We start from the raw sequence: 20,142 nt of genomic DNA, 5'->3' as shown, positions 1-20,142 counted from the left end.
CTAGGCGTCCACGACACCTTGATCCGCGTGCACTTCATCTGCGCAGCGCGTCGAGGAACGGCTCCAGTGCCGGTGGAGCCGCCCGGCCCCGCACGGTCGCCGCGTACACGGCCCGTGGCGGCACGTCATCGCCGTGCACCGGGACCAGGGTGATGTCGGGGCGCACGGACTCGGCGGCGAGGGCGGGCACGAGGGTGACCCCGAGCCCCGCGGCCACATAGCCCTGCTTGGCGGTCCATTCGGCGACGACATGGGCGACCCGCGGGCGGAAGCCATGCCGGTGAGCCTCCTCCAGGAGCGTTCCCCCGACGTCCGCGCTGCCGGAAATCCATTCCTCCGAGGCGAGTTGCGCCAGACGTACGGAGTCATGGCCCGCCAGCGCGTGGCCAGGGGGGAATGCGACGTACAGCCCCTCGTCGAGGAGGTGACGCAGTTCGTACGCGCCCATGTCCCCGCTCAGCGCCCCGCCCGTCGAGGAGACGATCGCGAGGTCGAGCTCGCCGGCCCCGAGGCGGGCCAGCAGCCCCGGCGTCAGCCCCTCCTCGCGGGTGAGCGTCACGCCGGGGTGCCGGGCGCGGAACGCCGCGATGGCCCGTGGCACGAGCGCCGCGTCCGCCGTCGCGAACGCCCCGAAGCGCAGAGTTCCGCCGGTCAGGTCGCGCAGCGACACCAACTCCCGCTGCATGGCGCGCAGTCGGGCCACGGTCTCCTCGGCGTGCGGCAGGAGCGTACGGCCGTGCGCGGTCAGGCGTACGCCCCGTGGCAGCCGGTCGAAGAGCGGGGCCCCGCCGAGCGCGGCCTCGAGCGAGGAGATCTGCCGCGAGACGGCGGACTGTGTCCAGCCGAGGGCGCGCGCTGCCACGGTGAAGGAGCCGTGCCGCGCGACGTCCAGGAAGACGCGGAGCCAGACGGTGGAGAGGTCGGGCGGGGCCGGGTCCTGGGCCATCCGTGCGGTATGCGATTCCGGCATGGCAGTCATGCTAGACATTCGCTTGTCGCATCACGCGCCCGGCCCTAGCGTCGAAGCCATGGAGAAGATCGCGTTTCTGGGACTCGGACACATGGGCGCGCCAATGGCTCGCCAACTCATCGCGGCAGGGCACCTGTTGACGGTCTGGAACAGGACCGCCGGGAAGGCGGAGCCACTGGTGGGGGAGGGGGCCCGGCTCGCCGCCGACCCCGCGGACGCGGTGCGTGACGCCGATGTCGTCATCACCATGCTGGCGGGCCCCGACGCCGTGCGTGCCGTCGCCGACGCCATCGTGCCGGAGCTGCGGGCGGGGTCCCACTGGGTGGAGATGTCCACCGTCGGGCCCGATGTCGTACGCGAGTTGGCGGCGAGGGTGCCGGACGGCGTGACCCTTGTCGACGCGCCCGTCATGGGCAGCACGGACAAGGCGGCGGCGGGGCGGCTCGGCATTCTCGCGGGGGGTGAGGCGGACGGGGTCGAGCGGATGCTGTCCTGCTTCGGCCCGGTGACCCGTACGGGTCCGCTCGGCTCGGGGGCCGCCCTGAAGCTCGTCGTCAACACCGCCGTCATCGGTGGTGTGGCTCTCGTGGCCGAGGCGATGAGGCTGGCGGACGCGCTGGGTCTGGACGAGGAGACGGCCAAAGGGGCGCTCGCGGGCGGGCCGCTCGGGGGCGCGGTGAGCCGGGCCTTCGCCACCGACGTGCACTTCGGCAGCGACCTCGCCGTCAAGGACGTGGCGCTCGCGACCGAGGTCACCGGACTCCCGGCGATGGAAGCGGTCCTCGGCCACTACCAGGCCGCTGCCGCCGACCCGGAGGTCGTCCACGAGGACATCGCGCGGGCGGTCGCCCACATCCGTACCCGGAACATCAACTAGGCACGACCCGACAAGAGGAGCAGCACGCACCATGCACATAACCATCGACAGCCCCGCTTCCGCGCCCCAGCCCCTGGGCCCCTACTCCCAGGTCGCCCGCGTCGAACTGGACGGCGGAGGCTCCCTGTTGTACCTCTCGGGGCAGATCGCCGGAGGTGACGATGTCGCCGCCCAGAGCCGCGGCATCTTCGAGACCCTATCCGCCCTGCTGACGGCGCACGGCGCGACGCTCGACGACGTCATCAACATCCGTACGTTCATGACGGACCTCGGCGACCTTCCCCAATACGCCGCCGTACGCGCCCAGTTCCTCACGGCGGCGCCGCCCACCAGTACGACGGTCGAGGTGCCCCGGCTCTTCCGGCGGGAGGCGCTCATCGAGATCGACGTCGTGGCGGCTGTCGCGGGCGGGTGATCACCGGCTGTCGGCGCCGCCACCCAGCAGCCCCAGGAAATCCCTGAACGCCCCCGCCATGTCCACCGATTCGGGGTCCAGGAGCCACTGGTACTGGAGTCCGTCCATCACCGCGACGAGGAGCGGCGCCGCCGCCTCCGGCGTGAGGCCCCCCGGGAGCCGCTCCCCGTACTCCGCGCGCAGCACCGCGGCGAACTTCGCCCGCACCGATCCGTACCGCTCGGTGAAGTACTCCCGGGCCGGATGCCCGTCCGTGACGCTCTCGCCGAGCAGGGCGCTGAAGGTCTGGATGATGCCGGGGCGCATCGCGTTGTAGTCGACGAGCGAGCCGAGCAGGTCGAGGCGGATCTCGTTCGCCGGCACCGCGTCCCACTGGTCGCGGGCCTCCAGGACGGCGACGAGCAGGGCGTCCTTCGTGGGGAAGTAGTGCAGCAGGCCCTGCTGGGTGAGCCCGACCCGCTCGGCGACGGCGCCCAGGCTCGCGCCGCGGTAGCCACGCTCGGCGATCACCTCCAGGGCGGCCCGGAGGATCTCCGCTCGCCGCTCCTCGCTTCTGGCTCTGGTCGCCATGGTCTCTGCCCTTCACGCTCTCGGTCCTGCTCGCGGGACGACCGTACGTCATGCGCCGCTCTGAATGTAACGTACAGATCACGAAACCTACCGGTCTACAGGTAGTCGAGGCAGGATGGAGGGAACGTACGGAACGGACCTCGACGACACAGGCGACTTCAACGAGGAGGCACCGCCATGGCGGGAACCCAGGGCCCCGGGGCCACACAGGCCGACCAGGCACGCGAGGCGGTCGTGGAGGCCGCGCTCGCCGCGCTGGATCTCGACGCCAAGACCCGGCTGCTCGGCGGGCGTGACATGTGGTCGCTGCACGCGCTGCCGGAGATCGGCCTGGCGTCCCTCGTGATGTCGGACGGCCCGATCGGCGTGCGCGGAACCCGCTGGACCGCCGACGACCCGTCCATCGCCCTGCCGTCCCCGACCGCGCTCGCCGCCACCTGGGACCAGGACCTCGCCCGCCGCGCGGGCAACCTCCTCGCCCAGGAGGCCCGCCGCAAGGGCGTCCACGTCCTCCTCGCGCCCACCGTCAACCTGCACCGCTCGCCGCTCGGCGGCCGACACTTCGAGGCGTACAGCGAGGACCCGTATCTGACCGGCGTCATCGGCACCGGCTACGTCCAGGGCGTGCAGTCCGGCGGCGTCGGCACGACCGTCAAGCACTTCGTGGCGAACGACGCCGAGACCGACCGCTTCACCGTCGACAACAAGGTGGGCGCGCGAGCCCTGCGCGAGCTGTACCTCGCGCCCTTCGAGGCGATCGTCGCCAACGCCCACCCGTGGGGCATCATGACCGCGTACAACCAGGTCAACGGCTCGACGATGACCGAGCACCGCTACCTGGTCAACGAGGTCCTGCGCGGCGAGTGGGGCTTCGACGGCTACAACGTCTCCGACTGGATGGCCGCCCGCTCGACCACCGGCGCCATCGACGGCGGCCTCGACGTCGCCATGCCGGGACCGCGGACCGTGTACGGCGACGCGCTCGCCGAAGCGGTGCGCGGCGGCCGGGTCAAGGAGGCGACGGTCGACGAAGCCGTCCGCAACGTCCTGCGCCTCGCCGCCCGCGTCGGCATCCTCGAAGGCGCCGAACCCGTGGTCACCGACCTGCCCGCCGACATCGACGGCGAGGCGCTCGCCCGCGAGATCGCCCGCCGCGCCTTCGTCCTCGTACGCAACGAGAACGACACGCTGCCGCTGCGGCCTGCCGCCTCCGTCGCCCTCATCGGCGCCGCCGCGCGCGACGCCCGCGTCCTGGGCGGCGGCTCCGCCACCGTCTTCCCCGCCCGCGTCATCTCCCCGCTCGACGGCCTGGCGGCGGCACTCGGCGAGGAGGCGCTGACGTACGCCGTCGGGGCCGACCCGAGCGACGAACTCGCCCCCGCGGACAAGGGGTTCGAGCTGCACGCGATCTGTCGTGACGCGAACGGCGACATCCTCGGCGAGGGCAGCCTCCCCTCCGGCCAGGTCCAGTGGATCGGCGACGACCTGCCCGACGGCGTCACCCACGAGGCGCTGGCCTCCATCGAGGTCGTCGGCACGTTCACGCCCCGCGAGAGCGGCGAGCACTCCTTCGGCACACGCGGCCTGGGCGCCTTCACGCTCCGGGTCGGCGGCGAAATCGTCTTCGACGGGACCGAGGGGATGGGCGCCGCGTCCGACCCCTTCGAGGCGTTCTTTGGCTCCCCGGTCGAGCGCGCCAAGGTGAGCCTGACGGCGGGCGAGAGCGTCGAGGTCTCCCTGTTCCACCCGCTCGACAAGGAGTACAAGGCCCCGCTGCCTGGCGTGGTGTTCTCCTTCGTGCACCTGGGCCCGCGGCGTGACCCCGACGAGCTGATCGCGGAAGCCGTCGATGCGGCGCGGGGAGCCGACGCCGCGGTCGTGGTCGTCGCCACCACCGAACGCGTCGAGTCCGAGGGCTTCGACCGACGGGACCTGCGGCTCCCGGGCCGCCAGGACGAACTGGTGCGCGCAGTGGCCGCGGCCAACCCCCGCACGGTCGTGGTCGTCAACTCCGGTTCCCCGGTGGAGCTTCCGTGGCGCGACGACGTGGCGGCGGTGCTGCTCGGCTGGTTCCCGGGGCAGGAGGGTGGCGCCGCGCTCGCCGAGGTGCTGCTGGGCGCCCAGGAACCGGGCGGTCGGCTGCCCACCACGTGGGGCTCCTTCGCGGACGCGCCGGTCACCCAGGTCACCCCGGTCGACGGGGAACTCTCCTACTCCGAGGGCGTGTTCATCGGCTATCGCGCCTGGGAGAGGTCGGGTGCCACCCCTGCCTACGCCTTCGGTCACGGCCTCGGCTACACCGACTGGACGTACGAGTCCCTCGACGTGGAGGGCACGACGGCCACCATCCGCGTCCGCAACTCCGGTCCGCGCGCGGGCCGCGAGGTCGTCCAGGTCTACCTCGCCCCGACCACGGCCGACGACAACCGCCCGGCCCGCTGGCTCGCGGGCTTCGCGGGGGTCGAGGCCGCGCCCGGCGAGAGCGTGGAGGTCCGCATCGAACTCCCGCGCCGCGCCTTCGAGATCTGGGACGAGGAAGCCAACGCCTGGTCGCGGCAGGCCGGTTCGTACGAGGTCCAGGCGGGCCGCTCCATCGCCGACCGCAGGCTGAGCGAGACGATCGCCGTATGACGTAGGGCAATCGCCCCGTAAGGGGCGCGGGGAACGGAGCGACCAGCCCCCACCGGCCGGCAGGTCCATCACCGCACATCCAGCGGAACGCTCAGCGCACGGAGAAGCCGTACACCGTCTCCGACTCGTACACCCCACCCGGCCGCAGTACCGTCCCCGGAAACTCCGGCCGGTTGGGGGAGTCGGGGAAGTGCTGCGTCTCCAGGGCGACCCCGTCCCCCGGGCCGAACGGCAGCGGCTCCTCGAAGTGGTCCCCCGTGTACAGCTGAAGGCCCGGCTCCGTCGTCGCCACGGTCAGCACGCGCCCGGACGCCGGATCGCTCAGCTCGGCCACCTCGACCGGCCGCGCGGTGAGCCCCTTGTCCAGCACGTAGTTGTGGTCGATCCCGGCCCCGACCTTCCGCGCCTCCCGGAAGTCGAAGCGTGTCCCCTCGACGTCCTCGTACACCCCCGTGGGAATCTGCGCCCCGTCCGTCGGCGTGATGCGCGCCGCGTCGATCCGCAGCTCATGCCCGCCCGCGCTGCCGCTCCCGGCGCCCGCGAGGTTCCAGTACGTGTGGTTGGTGAGGTTCACGACCGTCGGGGCGTCCGTCGTCGCCTCGTACGCGATCCGCAGCGCGCCCGACGCGTCGAGGGAGTACGTCGCCGACACCGCGAGCCGCCCGGGATAGCCCTCCTCGCCGTCCGGGCTCACCCGGGAGAGCCGCACACCGTGCTCGACCTCCGTCGCCTCCCACACCCGCTTGTCGAAGCCGGCCGTGCCGCCGTGCAGCGCGCTGGGTTCGTTGTTCCGCGCCAAGCGGTACGTCCGGCCGTCGAGCGCGAACTCACCGCCCGCGATCCGGTTCGCGTACCGTCCCACCAGCGCCCCGAAGTACGGTCCAGGGTGGTCGAGATAGCCCTGGAGGCCGTCGAAGCCGAGCGCCACCGGCTCGCGCCGCCCCGACCGGTCGGGAACTTCCGCCGACTGGATGATCCCGCCGTACGTCAGGACGCGTACCCGCACCCCGTCCCTTTCCAGGGTCCAGCGATGGACGGGCGTGCCGTCGGGGAGAGCCCCGAAGAGTTCACTGCGCATGATCGCGACCCTACGCCGGGAAGCGGTGACCTCAGGCCCCGGGATCCTTGGGATTCTTGGCCTTCACCTGCCGGTAGGCCAGTTCGGCGAGCCGCGACTGGCCGTCCTTGCTGGGGTGGAACCAGTCCCAGCGGCTCAACTGGTCGCCGTCGAAGCGGTAATCGAAGACCGCCCCGCCGTCGTACCGGCAGCGCAGGTCCTTGGCGCACACGTCCTTGAGCACGTCGTTGTACGCGACCACGCGGTTCTGCACGTTCGCCCGCCGCTGCGTCGCCGCCGCGTCCTGCGCGTCAGGGTCCGCCAGCATCGAGGCACAGATGCCCAGCTTCCAGATCTGCTTGCCCAGTGCGTTGGTGCGCCCCTGGGACCAGAGCCGTTTCAGGTCCGGCACGGAGGTCACGTACACCTGCGTCTTGGGAAGCTCGCGCCGCAGCGTGCGCATCGCCTTCTGGAAGTCCGCGCGGAACTCGGCGACCGGCGTCATGGAATCAGCGGTGGGCCGGCACGCGTCGTTCGCGCCCGCCATCACCGTGACCAGCTCGGGCCGTTCGGCCGCGGCCTGCTCGACCTGTGCGGGGAGGTCCGCCATACGGGCGCCGGTCTTGGCGAAGTTCCAGCTGTGCCCGGCGGCCCGCTCCTTGCCCAGGAGCCGGGTGGCGAGGCTGCGCACCTCGGAGTCCGTGCCGGTCGCCCAGGACGCCTCGGGGCAGTCGGCGAGCACCGAGCAGGCGTCGAAGCCGCGGGTGATGGAGTCACCGACGGCCGCCAGGGAGTCCGGGCTCGTGTCCCAGACCGGGGTGGGCTTGGGGGACGGCTTGTTCGCGGATGGTCCCTGGGGCGCGGGGGAGTCGCCGCCGGAGGCGTCGCACGCCGTGAGCGCGGTGGCGCCGAGAAGAACCGCCGTCGCCATGGCGACGGCGGCACGCGAGCGGTGCCTTCGGTTCCGCATCCCGGGTCCCCCTCTGTTGCCGTAGACCGATCCACTGCCGTAGGCCGACCGCACCCCCGCAGACCCCCGGCCGGGTGAAGCCTGGGCGATTCCTGGCCTTGGGACCGACCGTACGTCACACTCCTTGTTCCGCCGCACGGTAGCCTCGCCACCCAGTGGCACCCTGCTCTTCCGGTTCCGCTAAATTACATCACGTCACATCTGTCCCGTTTTCGGGAGTTTCCCGATTTCAGGGCGACAACGCTCGGCACGGGCGCGAGGCCGCTGGGGAAGGCGAACCTCGACCCACACTGGAGGTCCCGGTGACGACACGTGGAGTTCTTTACGTGCACTCCGCACCGCGCGCGCTGTGTCCGCACGTCGAATGGGCAGTCGCGGGCGTACTCGGCGCGCGCGTCAACCTCGACTGGATCAGGCAGCCCGCGGCGCCCGGCAGCTGGAGATCCGAGTTCTCCTGGCGTGGCTCGGTGGGCACCGCGTCCAAACTCGCCTCAGCCCTGCGCGGCTGGCAGCTGCTGCGCTTCGAGGTCACGTCCGAGCCGTGCCCCACGGCCGAGGGCGAGCGGTACAGCGCCACGCCCGACCTCGGGATCTTCCACGCGGTCACCGGCATCCACGGCGACATCCTGATCCCGGAGGACCGTCTGCGCGCCGCCCTGGCCCGCTCCCAGGCCGGCGAGAGCGACCTGGAGGGCGAGCTGGCCAAGCTGCTCGGCAAGCCCTGGGACGACGAACTCGAACCTTTCCGGTACGCGGGCGAGGGCGCCCCGGTCCGCTGGCTGCACCAAGTCGTCTGACGTAGCTCGATCTCGTACGAGGAAGGGCCCCCACCGCATGGTGGGGGCCCTTCCTCGTACGAGTGACTGCTCAGACGGTCCTGAACGCGAGCACCACGTTGTGGCCGCCGAAGCCGAACGAGTCGTTCAGCGCCGCGATCCTGCCCTCGGGCAGTGCGCGGGCCTCGTCGCGGATGATGTCCGCGTCGACCTCGGGGTCGAGGTTCTCGATGTTGATCGTCGGCGGGGCCATGCGGTGCTTCAGCGCGAGAACCGTGGCCACGGTCTCCACGCCGCCCGCGCCACCGAGCAGGTGACCGGTCATCGACTTCGTGCTGGCGATCGCCATGTGGTCCACGTCGTCGCCGAACGCCTTGCGCAGCGCCTTGATCTCGGCGACGTCACCCTGCGGCGTCGAGGTCGCGTGCGCGTTCACGTGCACGATCTCGGCGGGCTTGAGGTCCGTGCCGTCGACGAGGTTCTGCAGCGCCGCGGCGATGCCGTTGCCGGACGGCTCGGGCTGCGTGATGTGGTGGGCGTCGGCCGAGATGCCCTGACCGACGGCCTCCGCGTAGATCTTCGCGCCGCGGGCCTTGGCGTGCTCCTCGGACTCGAGGATGATCACGCCGGCGCCCTCGCCGAGCACGAAGCCGTTGCGGTCGACGTCGTAGGGACGCGAGGCGCCCGCCGGGTCGTCGTTGTTCTTGGACATCGCCATCATGTTGCCGAACGCGACGATCGGCAGCGGGTGGATGGCGGCCTCCGTGCCACCCGCGACGACGACGTCGGCGCGGCCGGTGCGGATCATCTCGATCGCGTAGCCGATGGCCTCGGCGCCCGAGGCGCATGCCGACACGGGGGTGTGCACACCGGCGTGAGCGCCCAGCTCGATGCCGACGTTGGCCGACGGCGAGTTGGGCATGAGCATCGGCACGGTGTGCGGGGAGACGCGGCGTACGCCCTTCTCCTTGAGCACGTCGTACTGGTCGAGCAGGGTGGTCACGCCGCCGATGCCGGAGGCGATGACCGCGCCCAGGCGGTGCGGGTCGACGGATGTGTCCTCGCCCGCCTTCGCGGTGTAACCCGCGTCGGCCCAGGCCTCCTTGGCCGCGATCAGCGCGAACTGCGCCGAACGGTCCAGCTTGCGGGCCTGCGGGCGGGGAATGACCTCGCCCGGCTCGACCGCGATCTGGCCCGCGATACGGACCGGAAGCTCGGCCGCCCAGTCCTGCTCGAGAAGGCGTACACCGGAACGGCCCGCGAGCAGACCTTCCCAGGTCGAGGCTGCGTCGCCACCCAGCGGTGTGGTTGCGCCGATACCGGTGACGACCACGGTGCGATTGGTCGAGTTCACAGGAAATTTCTCCACGGTGTTGAGGGGATCAGCGGCGCCACCGCCGGGTGGCGACAGCAGTGCAGCCTGGTCAGGCGGCCTGGTGCTTGAGGATGTAGCTGGTCGCGTCGCCGACCGTCTTGAGGTTCTTGACGTCGTCGTCCGGGATCTTGACGTCGAAGCGCTCTTCGGCGGCGACGACGACCTCGACCATGGACAGCGAGTCGACGTCCAGGTCGTCGGTGAAGGACTTGCCGAGCTCGACGTCCTCGACCGGGATGCCGGCGATCTCGTTCACGATCTCGGCGAGACCGTCAACGATCTCCTTCTCAGTGGCGGCCATGTTGGCGCTCCTTCTATGTATCCAGAGGGTGTGGCGCCCGCCGCGGAAGCGGCAGGTTGGTTTACAGCCGTCCGGATCGGATGATCCGGACGACATGCCTAGGGGAGGGTAACGACCGTGGCGGCGTACACGAGACCCGCCCCGAAGCCGATCACGAGCGCGGTGTCGCCGCTCTTCGCCTCGCCGGTCGCCAGGAGCCGCTCCATCGCGAGCGGGATCGAGGCTGCCGACGTGTTGCCGGTGGTGCGCACATCACGGGCGACCGTGACGTGTTCCGGCAGTTTCAGAGTCTTCACCATCGAGTCGATGATCCGCTCGTTGGCCTGGTGCGGGATGAAGACATCCAGGTCGTCCGCGGTGATTCCGGCCGCGTCCAGCGCCTGCTGGGCGACCTTCGCCATCTCGAACACGGCCCAGCGGAAGACCGCCTGGCCCTCCTGCGTGATCGCAGGGAACTTGATGTTGCCCTTGCTGTCGAGCGGCAGCTTCGAGACATCGCCGACGTGCATGTCGTTCCACGCCACGGTCTGCTTGATGGTCTCGGACTTGTCGCCCTCGCTGCCCCAGACGGTGGGACCGATCTGCGGCTCGGTGGCCGGGCCGACGATCACGGCGCCCGCGCCGTCACCGAACAGGAAGGCCGTCGCGCGGTCCTCAAGGTCGGTCAGGTCGCTCAGCCGCTCGACGCCGATGACCAGGACGTACTCCGCGGAGCCGTCGGTGATCATGCCCTTGGCGAGGGTCAGGCCGTAGCCGAAGCCGGCGCAGCCCGCGGAGATGTCGAACGCGGCGGGCTTGCCCGCGCCGATCTTGTCCGCGATCTCGGTCGCGATGGCCGGGGTCTGCTTGAAGTGCGACACGGTCGAGACGACGACCGCGCCGATCTGCTCCGGGGTGATGCCCGCGTCGGCGATCGCCTTGCCGGAAGCCTCGATCGACATCGCGGCCACGGTCTCCTCGTCGGAGGCCCAGTGGCGGGTCGCGATGCCGGAGCGGGAGCGGATCCACTCGTCGGACGAGTCGATCGTCTCGAGGATCACCTCGTTGGGCACGACACGGGTCGGGCGGTAGCCACCGACACCCATGATGCGCGCGTACGGGGCGCCCTTACTGGGCTTGATCTTCGACATGCTCTCCTGGCTCCTTCTCAGGCACCCGCCGCGTCGGCGGCGGATGCGGTTTCGGCGATGAGCTCAGATGCGGCGTCGAGGTCGTCGGGGGTCTTCAGGGCCACCGTCCGCACCCCGGGCAGGGCGCGCTTGGCGAGGCCGGTCAGCGTGCCACCGGGGCACAGCTCGATCAGCGCCGTGGCGCCCAGGTCCTTGAACGTCTCCATGCAGAGGTCCCAGCGCACCGGGTTGGCCACCTGGCCGACCAGGCGGGACACGACGTCCGCGCCGGTCGCCACGGCCCGGCCGTCGCGGTTCGAGACGTACGTCAGCTTCGGGTCGGCCGGGTCGAGGGCCTTGGCGGCCTCTTCGAGGGTGGCGACCGCGGGTGCCATGTGGTGCGTGTGGAACGCGCCCGCCACCTTCAACGGTACGACGCGGCGGACGCCTTCGGGCTTGTCCTCGGCGAGCGCCGCGATCTGCTCGGCGGTGCCCGCGGCGACGATCTGGCCCGCGCCGTTCACGTTCGCGGGCGTCAGGCCGAGCTTCTCCAGGTGCGGGATGGTGACCTCGGGGTCGCCGCCGAGCAGCGCCGCCATGCCGGTCTCCGTGATCGCGGCGGCGTCGGCCATGGCCAGACCCCGCTTGCGCACGAGGCCGAGCGCGGCTTCCTCGGTGAGCACACCGGCGTACGCGGCGGCGGTGATCTCGCCGACGCTGTGTCCCGCGACCGCGCCGGGCTGGTGCGCGGCGAGGGTGTCACTGAGTGCCGCGGCGGACAGCAGACCGGCGGCCACAAGGAGGGGCTGGGCCACGGCGGTGTCGCGGATCGCGTCCGCGTCGGCCTGCGTGCCGTAGTGGGCAAGGTCGAGCCCGATGGCGTCCGACCACGCACCGATGCGGTCGGCCGCACCGGGGAGGTCGAGCCAGGGGGTCAGGAAGCCGGGCGTCTGAGCGCCTTGGCCGGGAGCGACGAGTACGAGCACACTCACACTCTCTCTTGTGGACGGTAGAAGCCGCCCGTGGGGACAGGGACGAAGAACCGCTGGGGGAATTGTAGAGGCCCGACAAAACCCTAGGGTTGGAGATCTCCGTCGGCCAGACGTCCCAGGATCAGCGCGATCCGCAGCGTGAATGCCGAGCGCACGTCCGAGGGCGACCAGCCGGTGACGTCTGTCACACGTCGCAGCCGGTAGCGCACGGTGTTGGGGTGCACGAAGAGCATCCGGGCGGCGCCTTCGAGGCTGCTGGCCTGTTCCAGATAGACGCTGAGCGTCTCCAGGAGCGCGGAGCCGGCTTCCTCCAGTGGTCTGTAGATCTCCTCCACCAACTGCTCGCGCGCGGCGGGATCGCTCGCGATCGCGCGCTCCGGCAGGAGATCGTCCGCCAGGACCGGGCGCGGGGCGTCCTGCCAGGCGGCACAGGCCTTGAGCCCGGCGGCCGCGGCCTGCGCGGACCGGGTGGCGGCCAGCAGGTCGGGGACGATGGGTCCGGCGACGACGGGCCCGGCCGCGTACGGGCCGATCAGCCCCTTGGCGACCTGCAGCGGATTGTCGCTGCCGCCCGCGATGACGACCAGGCGGTCGCCGAGCACACCGGTCAGGACCTGCAGCTTGGCGTGCCGCGCGGCGCGGCGGATGGCCTCGACGGTGAGCTCGCTGTCGCCGTCGGGCGCGGTGCCGAGCACGACGCAGACGTGCTCGGGGGAGTTCCAGCCGAGCGCGGCGGCCCTGCTCACCGCCCCCTCGTCGGCCTCACCGGAGAGCACCGCGTTCACGACGAGCGACTCGAGGCGGGCGTCCCAGGCACCGCGTGCCTCGGCGGCCTGCGCGTAGACCTGCGCGGTGGCGAAGGCGATCTCGCGGGCGTACACGAGGAGCGCCTCGCGAAGGATGGACTCGTCTCCCGGGGCCGCGATCTCGTCGACCGCGGACTCCATCACCTCGATCGTCGTACGCACCATCTCCACCGTCTGGCGCAGGGTGATCGCCCTGGTCAGCTCGCGCGGGGCGGTGCCGAAGACGTCGGTGGAGATGGCCTGGGGGGCGTCGGGGTGGCGGAACCACTCGGTGAAGGCGGCGATACCGGCCTGCGCGACCAGACCGATCCACGACCGGTTCTCGGGAGGCATCGCCCGGTACCAGGACAGTGTCTCGTCCATGCGCGCGATGGCCTGCGCCGCGAGACTGCCGGCCGACTGCTCGAGGCGCTTCAGTGTGGCTGAGTGCGCGTGGGCCTTCCGGTGCGCGTCCTGGCGGGCGGCTTCCTCGTGGCGCGCGGCTTCCTCGTGGGCTGCCTGATGGGCGTCCTGGCGGGCTTCGTTCGCAGAGGGTTCGGGCACGGGGACAAGACTGCCTTATCGGGACGGGGACATGCGGAGCCGGGTCTAACGTGGGGTGCGTGATTGATGTACGGCGCTCCGGCGAGCGGTACCGCGGTGGCGAGCCCGCCGCCGGTATCGAAACCTTCCACGCCTTCTCCTTCGGGCCGCACTACGACCCGGACAACCTCCGCTTCGGCGCGGTCCTGGCCTGCAACGAAGAGCGTCTGGCGCCCGGCGCGGGCTTCGACGAACACCCGCACAGCCACACCGAGATCGTGACCTGGGTGGTCGAGGGCGAACTGACGCACCGCGACACGACGGGCCACGAGTCGGTCGTGCGCCCCGGGGACGTCCAGCACCTGAGCGCGGCGGGCGGCGTCCGGCATGTGGAACGCAACGACGGCGGCGACCCGTTGGTCTTCGTGCAGATGTGGCTCTCCCCGCTCAGCCCCGGCGGAGACCCTGCCTACGAGGTGGTCCACGGCATCGCGGACTCGACCCCGTACGCGGTCCCGGCCGCGGGCGCGCTCCTGCACGTCCGCCGACTCGCCGCGGGCGAGCGCACCGCCATCCCGGACGCCCCCTTCGCGTACGTCCACGTCGTACGCGGCGAAGTCCACGTGGCCGACGAAACCCTGACCCCGGGCGACGCGGCCCGCATCACGGAGGGGAAGGGCTTGGAGGCAGTGGCGGGACCCGGGGGTGCGGCGGAGCTGCTGGTGTGGGAGATGGCGGGGGGCTGAGGCTGCGCGACTGCCGTGGCGGAAGTCGTGCCGCTTCGGGGGCGCCTCCGCTGTCGCTGTCGCTGTGGGCAGTCGTGCCGCTGGGGCCGCACGGGTGGGCACGGCGGCGGCTCCTCGCTTTCGCCGGGCTGCGGAAACGGTCCTTGCGGGGACTGGGCTGCGGGGTGCCGCGCATGCCGCGCAAAGCTGCGGCGCCCGCCAGGCCCGCCCGTACGCCCCCCTACAGCTCGGAGAGCACCGCGTCCGTGAACGGGGGCCACGCCTCGACGGCCCACGGCCCGAACGCCCGATCCGCCAGAGCGACACACGCCGCCCCCGCATCGGGATCGACCCAGAGGAACGTCCCGGCCTGCCCGAAGTGCCCGAACGTCCGGGGCGACGAAGAACTCCCGGTCCAGTGCGGCGACTTCGAGTCCCGGATCTCGAACCCGAGCCCCCAGTCGTTGGGACTCTGATGCCCGTACCCGGGAAGCACACCCTTGAGCCCCGGATACGTCACGGACATCGCCTCGGCCACCGTCCGCGCGTCGAGCAACCGCGGCGCCTGCACCTCGGCGGCGAACTTCACCAGGTCATCGACGGTGGACACCCCGTCCTTGGCGGGCGAGGCCCCTCCGTCGAGCGTGGTGGACGTCATCCCGAGCGGCTCAAGCACCGCCTGCCGCAGATACTCCCCGAAGGGGATGTCCGTCGCCTTGGCGATGTGATCCCCGAGCACCTCGAACCCCGAGTTCGAGTACAGCCGCCGCGTTCCGGCGGGCGCCGTCACCCGGTGCTCGTCGAACGCGAGACCACTGGTGTGCGCGAGGAGATGCCGCACGGTCGAGCCCTCGGGCCCGGCGGGCTCATCGAGCTCGACCGCCCCCTCTTCGTATGCCACCAACACCGCGTACGCCGCCAGCGGCTTGGTGACCGAGGCGAGCGCGAAACGGTGCCCGGTGGGTCCGTGCGTCCCGACGACCGTGCCGTCCGCCCGCACGACGGCGGCGGCAGCGGTGGGGACCGGCCAGTTCTCGATCAACGCCAGGCTCTGCATGCGTACGAGCCTATGCGCCCTACAGGCTCAGCCGCATCGAGGGGTCAGGCTTGCGCACGAAGCCGAGCGAGGCGTACAGCGGCTCGGCTTCCGCTGACGCGTTGAGATCGACACTCCCCGCACCACGCTCCCGGAACCAGTCGAGCAGCACCTCCATGCCCGCCCGCGCATACCCACGCCGCCGCTGGTCCGGGTCGGTGGCCACGCTGAACACATGGCCGATGACGCCCCGCGGATTGCCCGCCCGTCCGATGCGGTAGTCCAGTGTGCCCACCACCAGCGCCGCGAGCTTGCCGGGCCGGTCCGGCCGGTCGACGACGAAGGCGGCGAAGTCGCCGTCGTGATCGGCCAGTCTCCCCCGGACGACGGGCAGGGACTCGGCATGCCAGCCGGTGTCGGACTCGGCAGCTGCCGCCGGGCCGGTGGCGAAGATCGAGTCGATCATCACCTGCCGCAACCTGATCAGTTCCTCGGCATCCTCTGGCGTGGCACGACGCACAACACTCATGATCGGCACCGTAGCCACCGCGGGAAGCGGCGTCTCCCGATTTCCCGAGGGTTGTTGCCGTCACATATTTCCTCCCGGTTCTGCTTGCTTAGAGCGCACTCCAAGGTTCTAGCGTGGTGGTCATGACGGTGATGGAGACCGAGACCACGCGCACAAAGGGCCCCGCACAGGGCGTGACCGAGGCGACCCCAGGCGCCCCCGGCAGCACCGAAAGCTCCGCCGGCACCCGAACGGGCACCGCCACCGGCACCGGAACGGGCACCGCCACCGGCACCGGAACGGGCACCGCCACCGGCACCGGAACGGGCACCGCCACCGGCCCCGGAACTGGCGCCGCCACCGGCACCGGGGCCGACGCATGCGCCTCGGCGCCCACCACGCACCCCCGCCCGAACGGGCAGGACCACTACACGATCAGTGAGGTCGTCGCCTTCATCGGCCTGACCGCGCACACCCTGCGCTGGTACGAGCGGATCGGCCTGATGCCTCACATCGACCGCTCCCACACGGGCCAGCGCCGCTACCGCAACCGTGACCTGGACTGGCTCACCTTCGTCGGCAAGCTCCGCCTGACCGGTATGCCGGTGGCGGACATGGTCCGCTACGCCGAGCTGGTGCGCGAGGGCGACCACACCTTCACCGAGCGCCACGAGCTCCTCGAACAGACCCGCCGCGACGTCCGCACCCGCATAGCGGTACTGCAGGACACGGTCGCCGTGCTCGACTACAAGATCAACTTTTACGCTGACGCCCGCCCGGCGTCGGAGAGGCACTGACACCGATGACCTCAGAGACACCCCAGCCCCCCACGGCCACCGGAACCCTCGGCGGAACGCCCGAGCCGATCGCGAAGGCGCAGCTCGGCACAGGCGGCCCCGAAGTAGGCGTCCAGGGACTCGGCTGCATGGGCATGAGCTTCGCCTACGGCCCCACCGACGCCGAAGAGGCCCGGGCGACCCTGGAACGAGCCCTTGAGCTGGGCGTCACCTTCTACGACACCGCCGACGCCTACGCCGACGGTGAGAACGAGAAGTTCCTCTCCCCCTTCCTCAAGGCCCACCGCGACGAGGTCGTCCTTGCCACCAAGTTCGCCCTGTCCATCGACCCGAACGACTCGACCAAGCGGATCATCAACAACGACCCCGCCTACATCCGCGCCTGCGTCGACGCCAGCCTCCAGCGCCTGGGCGTGGACGTCATCGACGTCTACTACATGCACCGCCGCAACCCCGAGGTGCCGATCGAGGAAACGGTCGGCGTGATGGCCGAACTCGTCGCCGCCGGCAAGGTCAAGCACCTCGGCCTCAGCGAGGTCACCGGCCCCGAACTCCGCGCCGCCCACGCCGTCCATCCCATCGCCGCCCTCCAGTCGGAGTGGTCGCTCTTCAGCCGTGACATCGAGCAGGGCGTGGTCCCCGCCGCCGCCGAACTCGGTGTCGCCCTCGTCCCCTACTCCCCGCTCGGACGCGGCTTCCTCACCGGCTCGTTCGTCAGCGCCGACAAGGACCTCGGCAAGGACGACTTCCGCCGCCAGCAGCCCCGCTTCACGGGTGACAACGCCGCCGCCAACGCGGCCCTCCTCGACCCCGTCCGCACCGTCGCCGAAGCCCATGGCGCGAGCCTCGGCCAGGTCGCCCTGGCCTGGGTCCAGCAGCAGGCCCAGGTTCACGGACTGGCCGTCGTCCCCATCCCCGGCACCCGCAAGCGCACCCGAGTCGAGGAGAACACCGCGGCCACCCACCTCGAACTCACCCCCTCCGACCTCGCTCTCCTGAACCCCATCGCCACCCAGGTGGCAGGCGACCGCTACGCCGACATGACCTTCACCTCGGCGGGCCGCGAGTAGCCACGGCTCGGCCACCGGCCACCCCCCGAGGGGCGCAGCCTCGCCCCTCGGGTCCCTCGATCCCTCCGGTCCCCCCCCGTTCACGCCAGCCCCAGGGCGAACACCGCGAACCCGGCCGCCAGGAGCCCGGCGAGGGCCCTTCGCGGGGGTGTGGCGCGCTCCCACGGGGACTCGAAGCCGCGGGTGTAACGGCCTATCAGCAGCAGGAGCCCTCCGAAGACCGGGAGCCAGGCGATCCGGGCGGCTATCCAGGCCCAGGTGTCCGGACCCGCCGTCAGCCCTGGCACCGTGCCGCCGAGGAACGAGCCGGGCACGGCCGCCGCGAGCATCGCGGTCTGGTGCCAGCAGAGGATCGTCATCGCCGACAGGTTGATCACCACAACCGGCGCCCACACAGCGGGCCGGCGCAGCAACTTCCCGATGCGATCCCGCAGCAGGATCGCCGCACCGCTCTGCGCGGCAGCCAGCGCCAGGACCAGCAGCGACGGCGGGTGGGAGTTCGTCCGGGCCTCGCCCGGGACACCCACCATCGACGCCGGGTAGTGGAAGACGAACAGCAGGGCCGCGAAGAGGGCTGTCCCCCCGACGAGCAGCAGCCACGCCCCGCGCCTGCCCAGCTTCTTCTCGCCCCAACTGACGCCCAGTTGGTAGGCGAACATCCAGCCGGGCAGCAGATTCACCAGGCTCAGCCAGGACGGCATCGCGTCCCCGAACGGGCCGTAGCGCAGGAAGTCGACGATGGCGACCGATCCGAGCAGTGGTGCCGCGGCCCAGGCCCCGAGCCGCTCGGCAGCCTTGATGCACCACGGGGTGAGCGCGGTGATCACCGCATAGATCCCCACGAACCACAGTGGCTGTATCACCAGCGTGGACCCCGTGCGCAAAGTCGTGCCCGGCACCCCCATCGCGTACAGCACGGGGATCAACGCGGCCCAGACGGCCGTCACCCCGAGGACAGGACGCCCGAGACGCGCCACGCGCGCCTGAAGCCAGCGTCTTGTCGACTCCCCGCGCGCCGCTGCCCGCCGGTACGACAGGACCGAGGCATAGCCACCCACCAAGAAGAAGATGCCGAGCATCTGCAGCACCCAACTGAGCGGTGCGAAGAAGCCGAATGACGCCAGAGGGCTCGCGTTGTGCAGCGCGCCGCTCGCGTCGAGCGTGAATCCGCCGAGCAGCCAGTGCCCGGTCGGCACGGCGAGCAGGGCGAGCGCTCGCAGCCCGTCTATCGCCCGGTCACGATGCGCGGGCGTCTTGGCGTCGATCGCCGCAGCTGTGTTGCGCAGGCTCGTCAGTGCGTTGAGGCTCATGTCCGCTCTCCGATGGGGCGGGCCTCGGCGGAAGGCGCGCTTCCGTCGGTGCCGATGTCGCCGATGTCAGGGATGCCGGGGGCCGCGGTCTCCGCGATGGCGGCGAAGGCCCGGAGGGAGTCCGTCCCCGGGGCGAAGTAACCGGTGTGCCCCTCGGCTCGCTCCGCGGGAACGCGTCGGGCGCCGAACCCCGGGTCGGTCGGGTCCTCGCCATGGCCGAGGCCGAACAGCTCGACGTTCGGCACGTCACCGATCCAGTCGCTGTCGTCCTTGGCCGCCCACACGCGGGCGGAGGTGCGCAGATCGGCCACGCTGTCCGCGCGCATGCCGGGGGAGCCGAGCACCACCAGGTCGGATGCCGGGAGTTGGGGGGCCGCCAGGCCGCACACCACCGAGCCGTAGCTGTGGCAGAACACGGCGGGGCGTGGGGTGCCGGTCGCCGTCAGAGCCTGCACGAACCGTGCGAGCCGTGGCGCGCCCGCTTCCGCGAGCCGCCCTGTCGCGGCGTCGGGGCCGAGACCGACCGGGGTGGTGTACCCGACCCAGGCCACCACGGCTGTGTCGTCGCCCGCCGCGGCGTGCAGGGAGCGCGCCATCCCGGCCGGTGTGCCGTACTTGTCGTTCGAGCGGTCGAAGGTACTCAGGTCTATGTCCGACCCCGGCACGACAACTGATACGTGCCGGGCCTTCCCCAAGTCCCCGTACACCTCGGCCACTTGACCTCTCCCGCGTGGATCGAACGCGAGTATGTGCCGGCCGGGGCGCAGGAGCTCCTCGTATCGCGCGACGAGGGACCGGGAGCGCTCATGGTTCTGCGGTGTGAGGTTCGGGTCGCTCTCGCGGACCTGCTCACGGGCACGCTCGGCCTTGAGAGCGCGGGAGTTGGCCTCGAAGCGCAGTGCGGTCGGGGCGCCATCCAGGTTGCCGACGACCGAGGGGTGCCGTGCGGCCAGCCTGTGCTGCTGCGCCTCGCTCAACGAGTCGAAGAACGCGGTGATCCTGGCGGGGGCGGTGGCCGCCGGATCAGGCAGCCGGGCCCCCCACGCATCGTCCGCACGCCAGGACTGTGTGCCCGGCGGCGGGCCCGTGAGCGGCTGCTGCTCATTGCCGACCGCCCAGCCGGTCGTTCCCGCCACGATCGTCGTCGTGAGCGCCGCGGCGATCAGTGTCCGCTTGCTGCGGTTCTTCCAGCTCCCGCGGGCTTTCCAAGAACGAAGGCGCATGGCCCGTCTCCCTCCCCAACTCGTGGCACGCTCTGGCGTGACGAGGGGAAAAGTAGGAAGACGGTGCCCGTCGGCACCTCACACTGGGGAGCCAACTTGCAG

Annotated in this window: 19 protein-coding genes and 1 pseudogene; 7 read left to right on the top strand and 13 right to left on the bottom strand. The window is 71.3% G+C overall.

Annotated elements, in window-relative coordinates; all coding sequences use genetic code 11:
• Positions 1–34: 34 nt before the first annotated feature.
• Complete coding sequence (locus tag ACZ5U5_RS08250; RefSeq protein WP_469017972.1) at positions 35–979, bottom strand: LysR family transcriptional regulator; 945 nt, start codon at positions 977–979, stop codon at positions 35–37.
• Between the two features lie 49 nt (positions 980–1,028).
• On the opposite strand from ACZ5U5_RS08250, the gene ACZ5U5_RS08245 reads away from it, so the two are divergent.
• Entirely contained in the window at positions 1,029–1,847 is an 819-nt protein-coding gene (locus tag ACZ5U5_RS08245) for an NAD(P)-dependent oxidoreductase (protein WP_469017969.1), read from the top strand.
• Between the two features lie 31 nt (positions 1,848–1,878).
• The gene (locus tag ACZ5U5_RS08240) at positions 1,879–2,262 is read left to right on the top strand and encodes a RidA family protein (protein ID WP_469017967.1); all 384 of its coding nucleotides are present in this window, start codon (positions 1,879–1,881) and stop codon (positions 2,260–2,262) included.
• On the opposite strand, the gene ACZ5U5_RS08235 is transcribed toward ACZ5U5_RS08240, so the two are convergent.
• The gene (locus ACZ5U5_RS08235; RefSeq protein WP_469017964.1) at positions 2,263–2,832 is read right to left on the bottom strand and encodes a TetR/AcrR family transcriptional regulator; all 570 of its coding nucleotides are present in this window, start codon (positions 2,830–2,832) and stop codon (positions 2,263–2,265) included.
• Positions 2,833–3,009: 177 nt separating this feature from the next.
• On the opposite strand from ACZ5U5_RS08235, the gene ACZ5U5_RS08230 reads away from it, so the two are divergent.
• Positions 3,010–5,463, top strand: coding sequence for a beta-glucosidase (locus ACZ5U5_RS08230; protein ID WP_469017961.1), 2,454 nt, complete (start codon positions 3,010–3,012; stop codon positions 5,461–5,463).
• Positions 5,464–5,554: 91 nt separating this feature from the next.
• Here the strand turns inward: ACZ5U5_RS08230 and ACZ5U5_RS08225 are convergent, their stop codons facing one another.
• The gene (locus ACZ5U5_RS08225) at positions 5,555–6,541 is read right to left on the bottom strand and encodes an aldose epimerase family protein (protein WP_469017958.1); all 987 of its coding nucleotides are present in this window, start codon (positions 6,539–6,541) and stop codon (positions 5,555–5,557) included.
• A gap of 31 nt (positions 6,542–6,572) precedes the next feature.
• On the bottom strand, positions 6,573–7,490 hold the full coding sequence (locus ACZ5U5_RS08220; RefSeq protein WP_469017955.1) for an SGNH/GDSL hydrolase family protein: 918 nt from the start codon (positions 7,488–7,490) through the stop codon (positions 6,573–6,575).
• A gap of 302 nt (positions 7,491–7,792) precedes the next feature.
• Here ACZ5U5_RS08220 and ACZ5U5_RS08215 point away from each other — a divergent pair, with 302 nt between their 5' ends.
• The gene (locus ACZ5U5_RS08215) at positions 7,793–8,287 is read left to right on the top strand and encodes a DUF3145 domain-containing protein (RefSeq protein ID WP_469017952.1); all 495 of its coding nucleotides are present in this window, start codon (positions 7,793–7,795) and stop codon (positions 8,285–8,287) included.
• A gap of 70 nt (positions 8,288–8,357) precedes the next feature.
• On the opposite strand, the gene fabF is transcribed toward ACZ5U5_RS08215, so the two are convergent.
• The 5 genes from fabF to fasR all read right to left on the bottom strand — a co-directional run bounded on the left by fabF (position 8,358) and on the right by fasR (position 13,266).
• A complete protein-coding gene (fabF, locus tag ACZ5U5_RS08210; protein ID WP_453683941.1) occupies positions 8,358–9,620 on the bottom strand; it encodes a beta-ketoacyl-ACP synthase II in 1,263 nt (420 codons plus the stop codon).
• 70 nt (positions 9,621–9,690) lie between these two features.
• Positions 9,691–9,942, bottom strand: a complete 252-nt coding sequence (locus tag ACZ5U5_RS08205; protein ID WP_363208517.1) for an acyl carrier protein — start codon at positions 9,940–9,942, stop codon at positions 9,691–9,693.
• A 98-nt stretch (positions 9,943–10,040) separates the two neighbouring features.
• Entirely contained in the window at positions 10,041–11,072 is a 1,032-nt protein-coding gene (locus ACZ5U5_RS08200) for a beta-ketoacyl-ACP synthase 3 (RefSeq protein WP_469017947.1), read from the bottom strand.
• A gap of 17 nt (positions 11,073–11,089) precedes the next feature.
• The gene (locus tag ACZ5U5_RS08195; RefSeq protein ID WP_469019367.1) at positions 11,090–12,037 is read right to left on the bottom strand and encodes an ACP S-malonyltransferase; all 948 of its coding nucleotides are present in this window, start codon (positions 12,035–12,037) and stop codon (positions 11,090–11,092) included.
• 89 nt (positions 12,038–12,126) lie between these two features.
• On the bottom strand, positions 12,127–13,266 hold the full coding sequence (gene fasR, locus ACZ5U5_RS08190) for a fatty acid biosynthesis transcriptional regulator FasR (protein WP_367048988.1): 1,140 nt from the start codon (positions 13,264–13,266) through the stop codon (positions 12,127–12,129).
• A gap of 185 nt (positions 13,267–13,451) precedes the next feature.
• On the opposite strand from fasR, the gene ACZ5U5_RS08185 reads away from it, so the two are divergent.
• Positions 13,452–14,117 (top strand): pirin family protein, encoded by a 666-nt coding sequence (locus ACZ5U5_RS08185; RefSeq protein ID WP_469017944.1) that lies wholly within the window; start codon positions 13,452–13,454, stop codon positions 14,115–14,117.
• A 220-nt stretch (positions 14,118–14,337) separates the two neighbouring features.
• Here ACZ5U5_RS08185 and ACZ5U5_RS08180 read toward each other — a convergent pair whose 3' ends face one another.
• Entirely contained in the window at positions 14,338–15,153 is an 816-nt protein-coding gene (locus tag ACZ5U5_RS08180; RefSeq protein ID WP_469017941.1) for a serine hydrolase domain-containing protein, read from the bottom strand.
• Between the two features lie 19 nt (positions 15,154–15,172).
• Complete coding sequence (locus tag ACZ5U5_RS08175; RefSeq protein ID WP_469017938.1) at positions 15,173–15,661, bottom strand: GNAT family N-acetyltransferase; 489 nt, start codon at positions 15,659–15,661, stop codon at positions 15,173–15,175.
• A gap of 338 nt (positions 15,662–15,999) precedes the next feature.
• Between ACZ5U5_RS08175 and ACZ5U5_RS08170 the strand changes: the two are divergent.
• Together ACZ5U5_RS08170 and ACZ5U5_RS08165 are read left to right on the top strand one after the other, a co-directional pair.
• A pseudogene (locus tag ACZ5U5_RS08170) lies at positions 16,000–16,437 on the top strand (MerR family transcriptional regulator); the annotation flags it as partial.
• A 128-nt stretch (positions 16,438–16,565) separates the two neighbouring features.
• On the top strand, positions 16,566–17,507 hold the full coding sequence (locus ACZ5U5_RS08165; RefSeq protein ID WP_469019363.1) for an aldo/keto reductase: 942 nt from the start codon (positions 16,566–16,568) through the stop codon (positions 17,505–17,507).
• A gap of 80 nt (positions 17,508–17,587) precedes the next feature.
• Here ACZ5U5_RS08165 and ACZ5U5_RS08160 read toward each other — a convergent pair whose 3' ends face one another.
• Together ACZ5U5_RS08160 and ACZ5U5_RS08155 are read right to left on the bottom strand one after the other, a co-directional pair.
• A complete protein-coding gene (locus tag ACZ5U5_RS08160) occupies positions 17,588–18,817 on the bottom strand; it encodes an acyltransferase family protein (RefSeq protein WP_469017935.1) in 1,230 nt (409 codons plus the stop codon).
• On the bottom strand, positions 18,814–20,040 hold the full coding sequence (locus tag ACZ5U5_RS08155; RefSeq protein WP_469017933.1) for an alpha/beta hydrolase: 1,227 nt from the start codon (positions 20,038–20,040) through the stop codon (positions 18,814–18,816). Before ACZ5U5_RS08155 ends, ACZ5U5_RS08160 begins: the two co-directional genes overlap by 4 nt.
• Between the last annotated feature and the right edge of the window lie 102 nt (positions 20,041–20,142).

The sequence above is a fragment of the Streptomyces sp. NPDC033177 genome, from assembly GCF_055577715.1.
The sequence above is the reverse complement of the archived record's forward strand: the minus strand, read 5'-3'. Positions and strand labels throughout refer to the sequence as shown.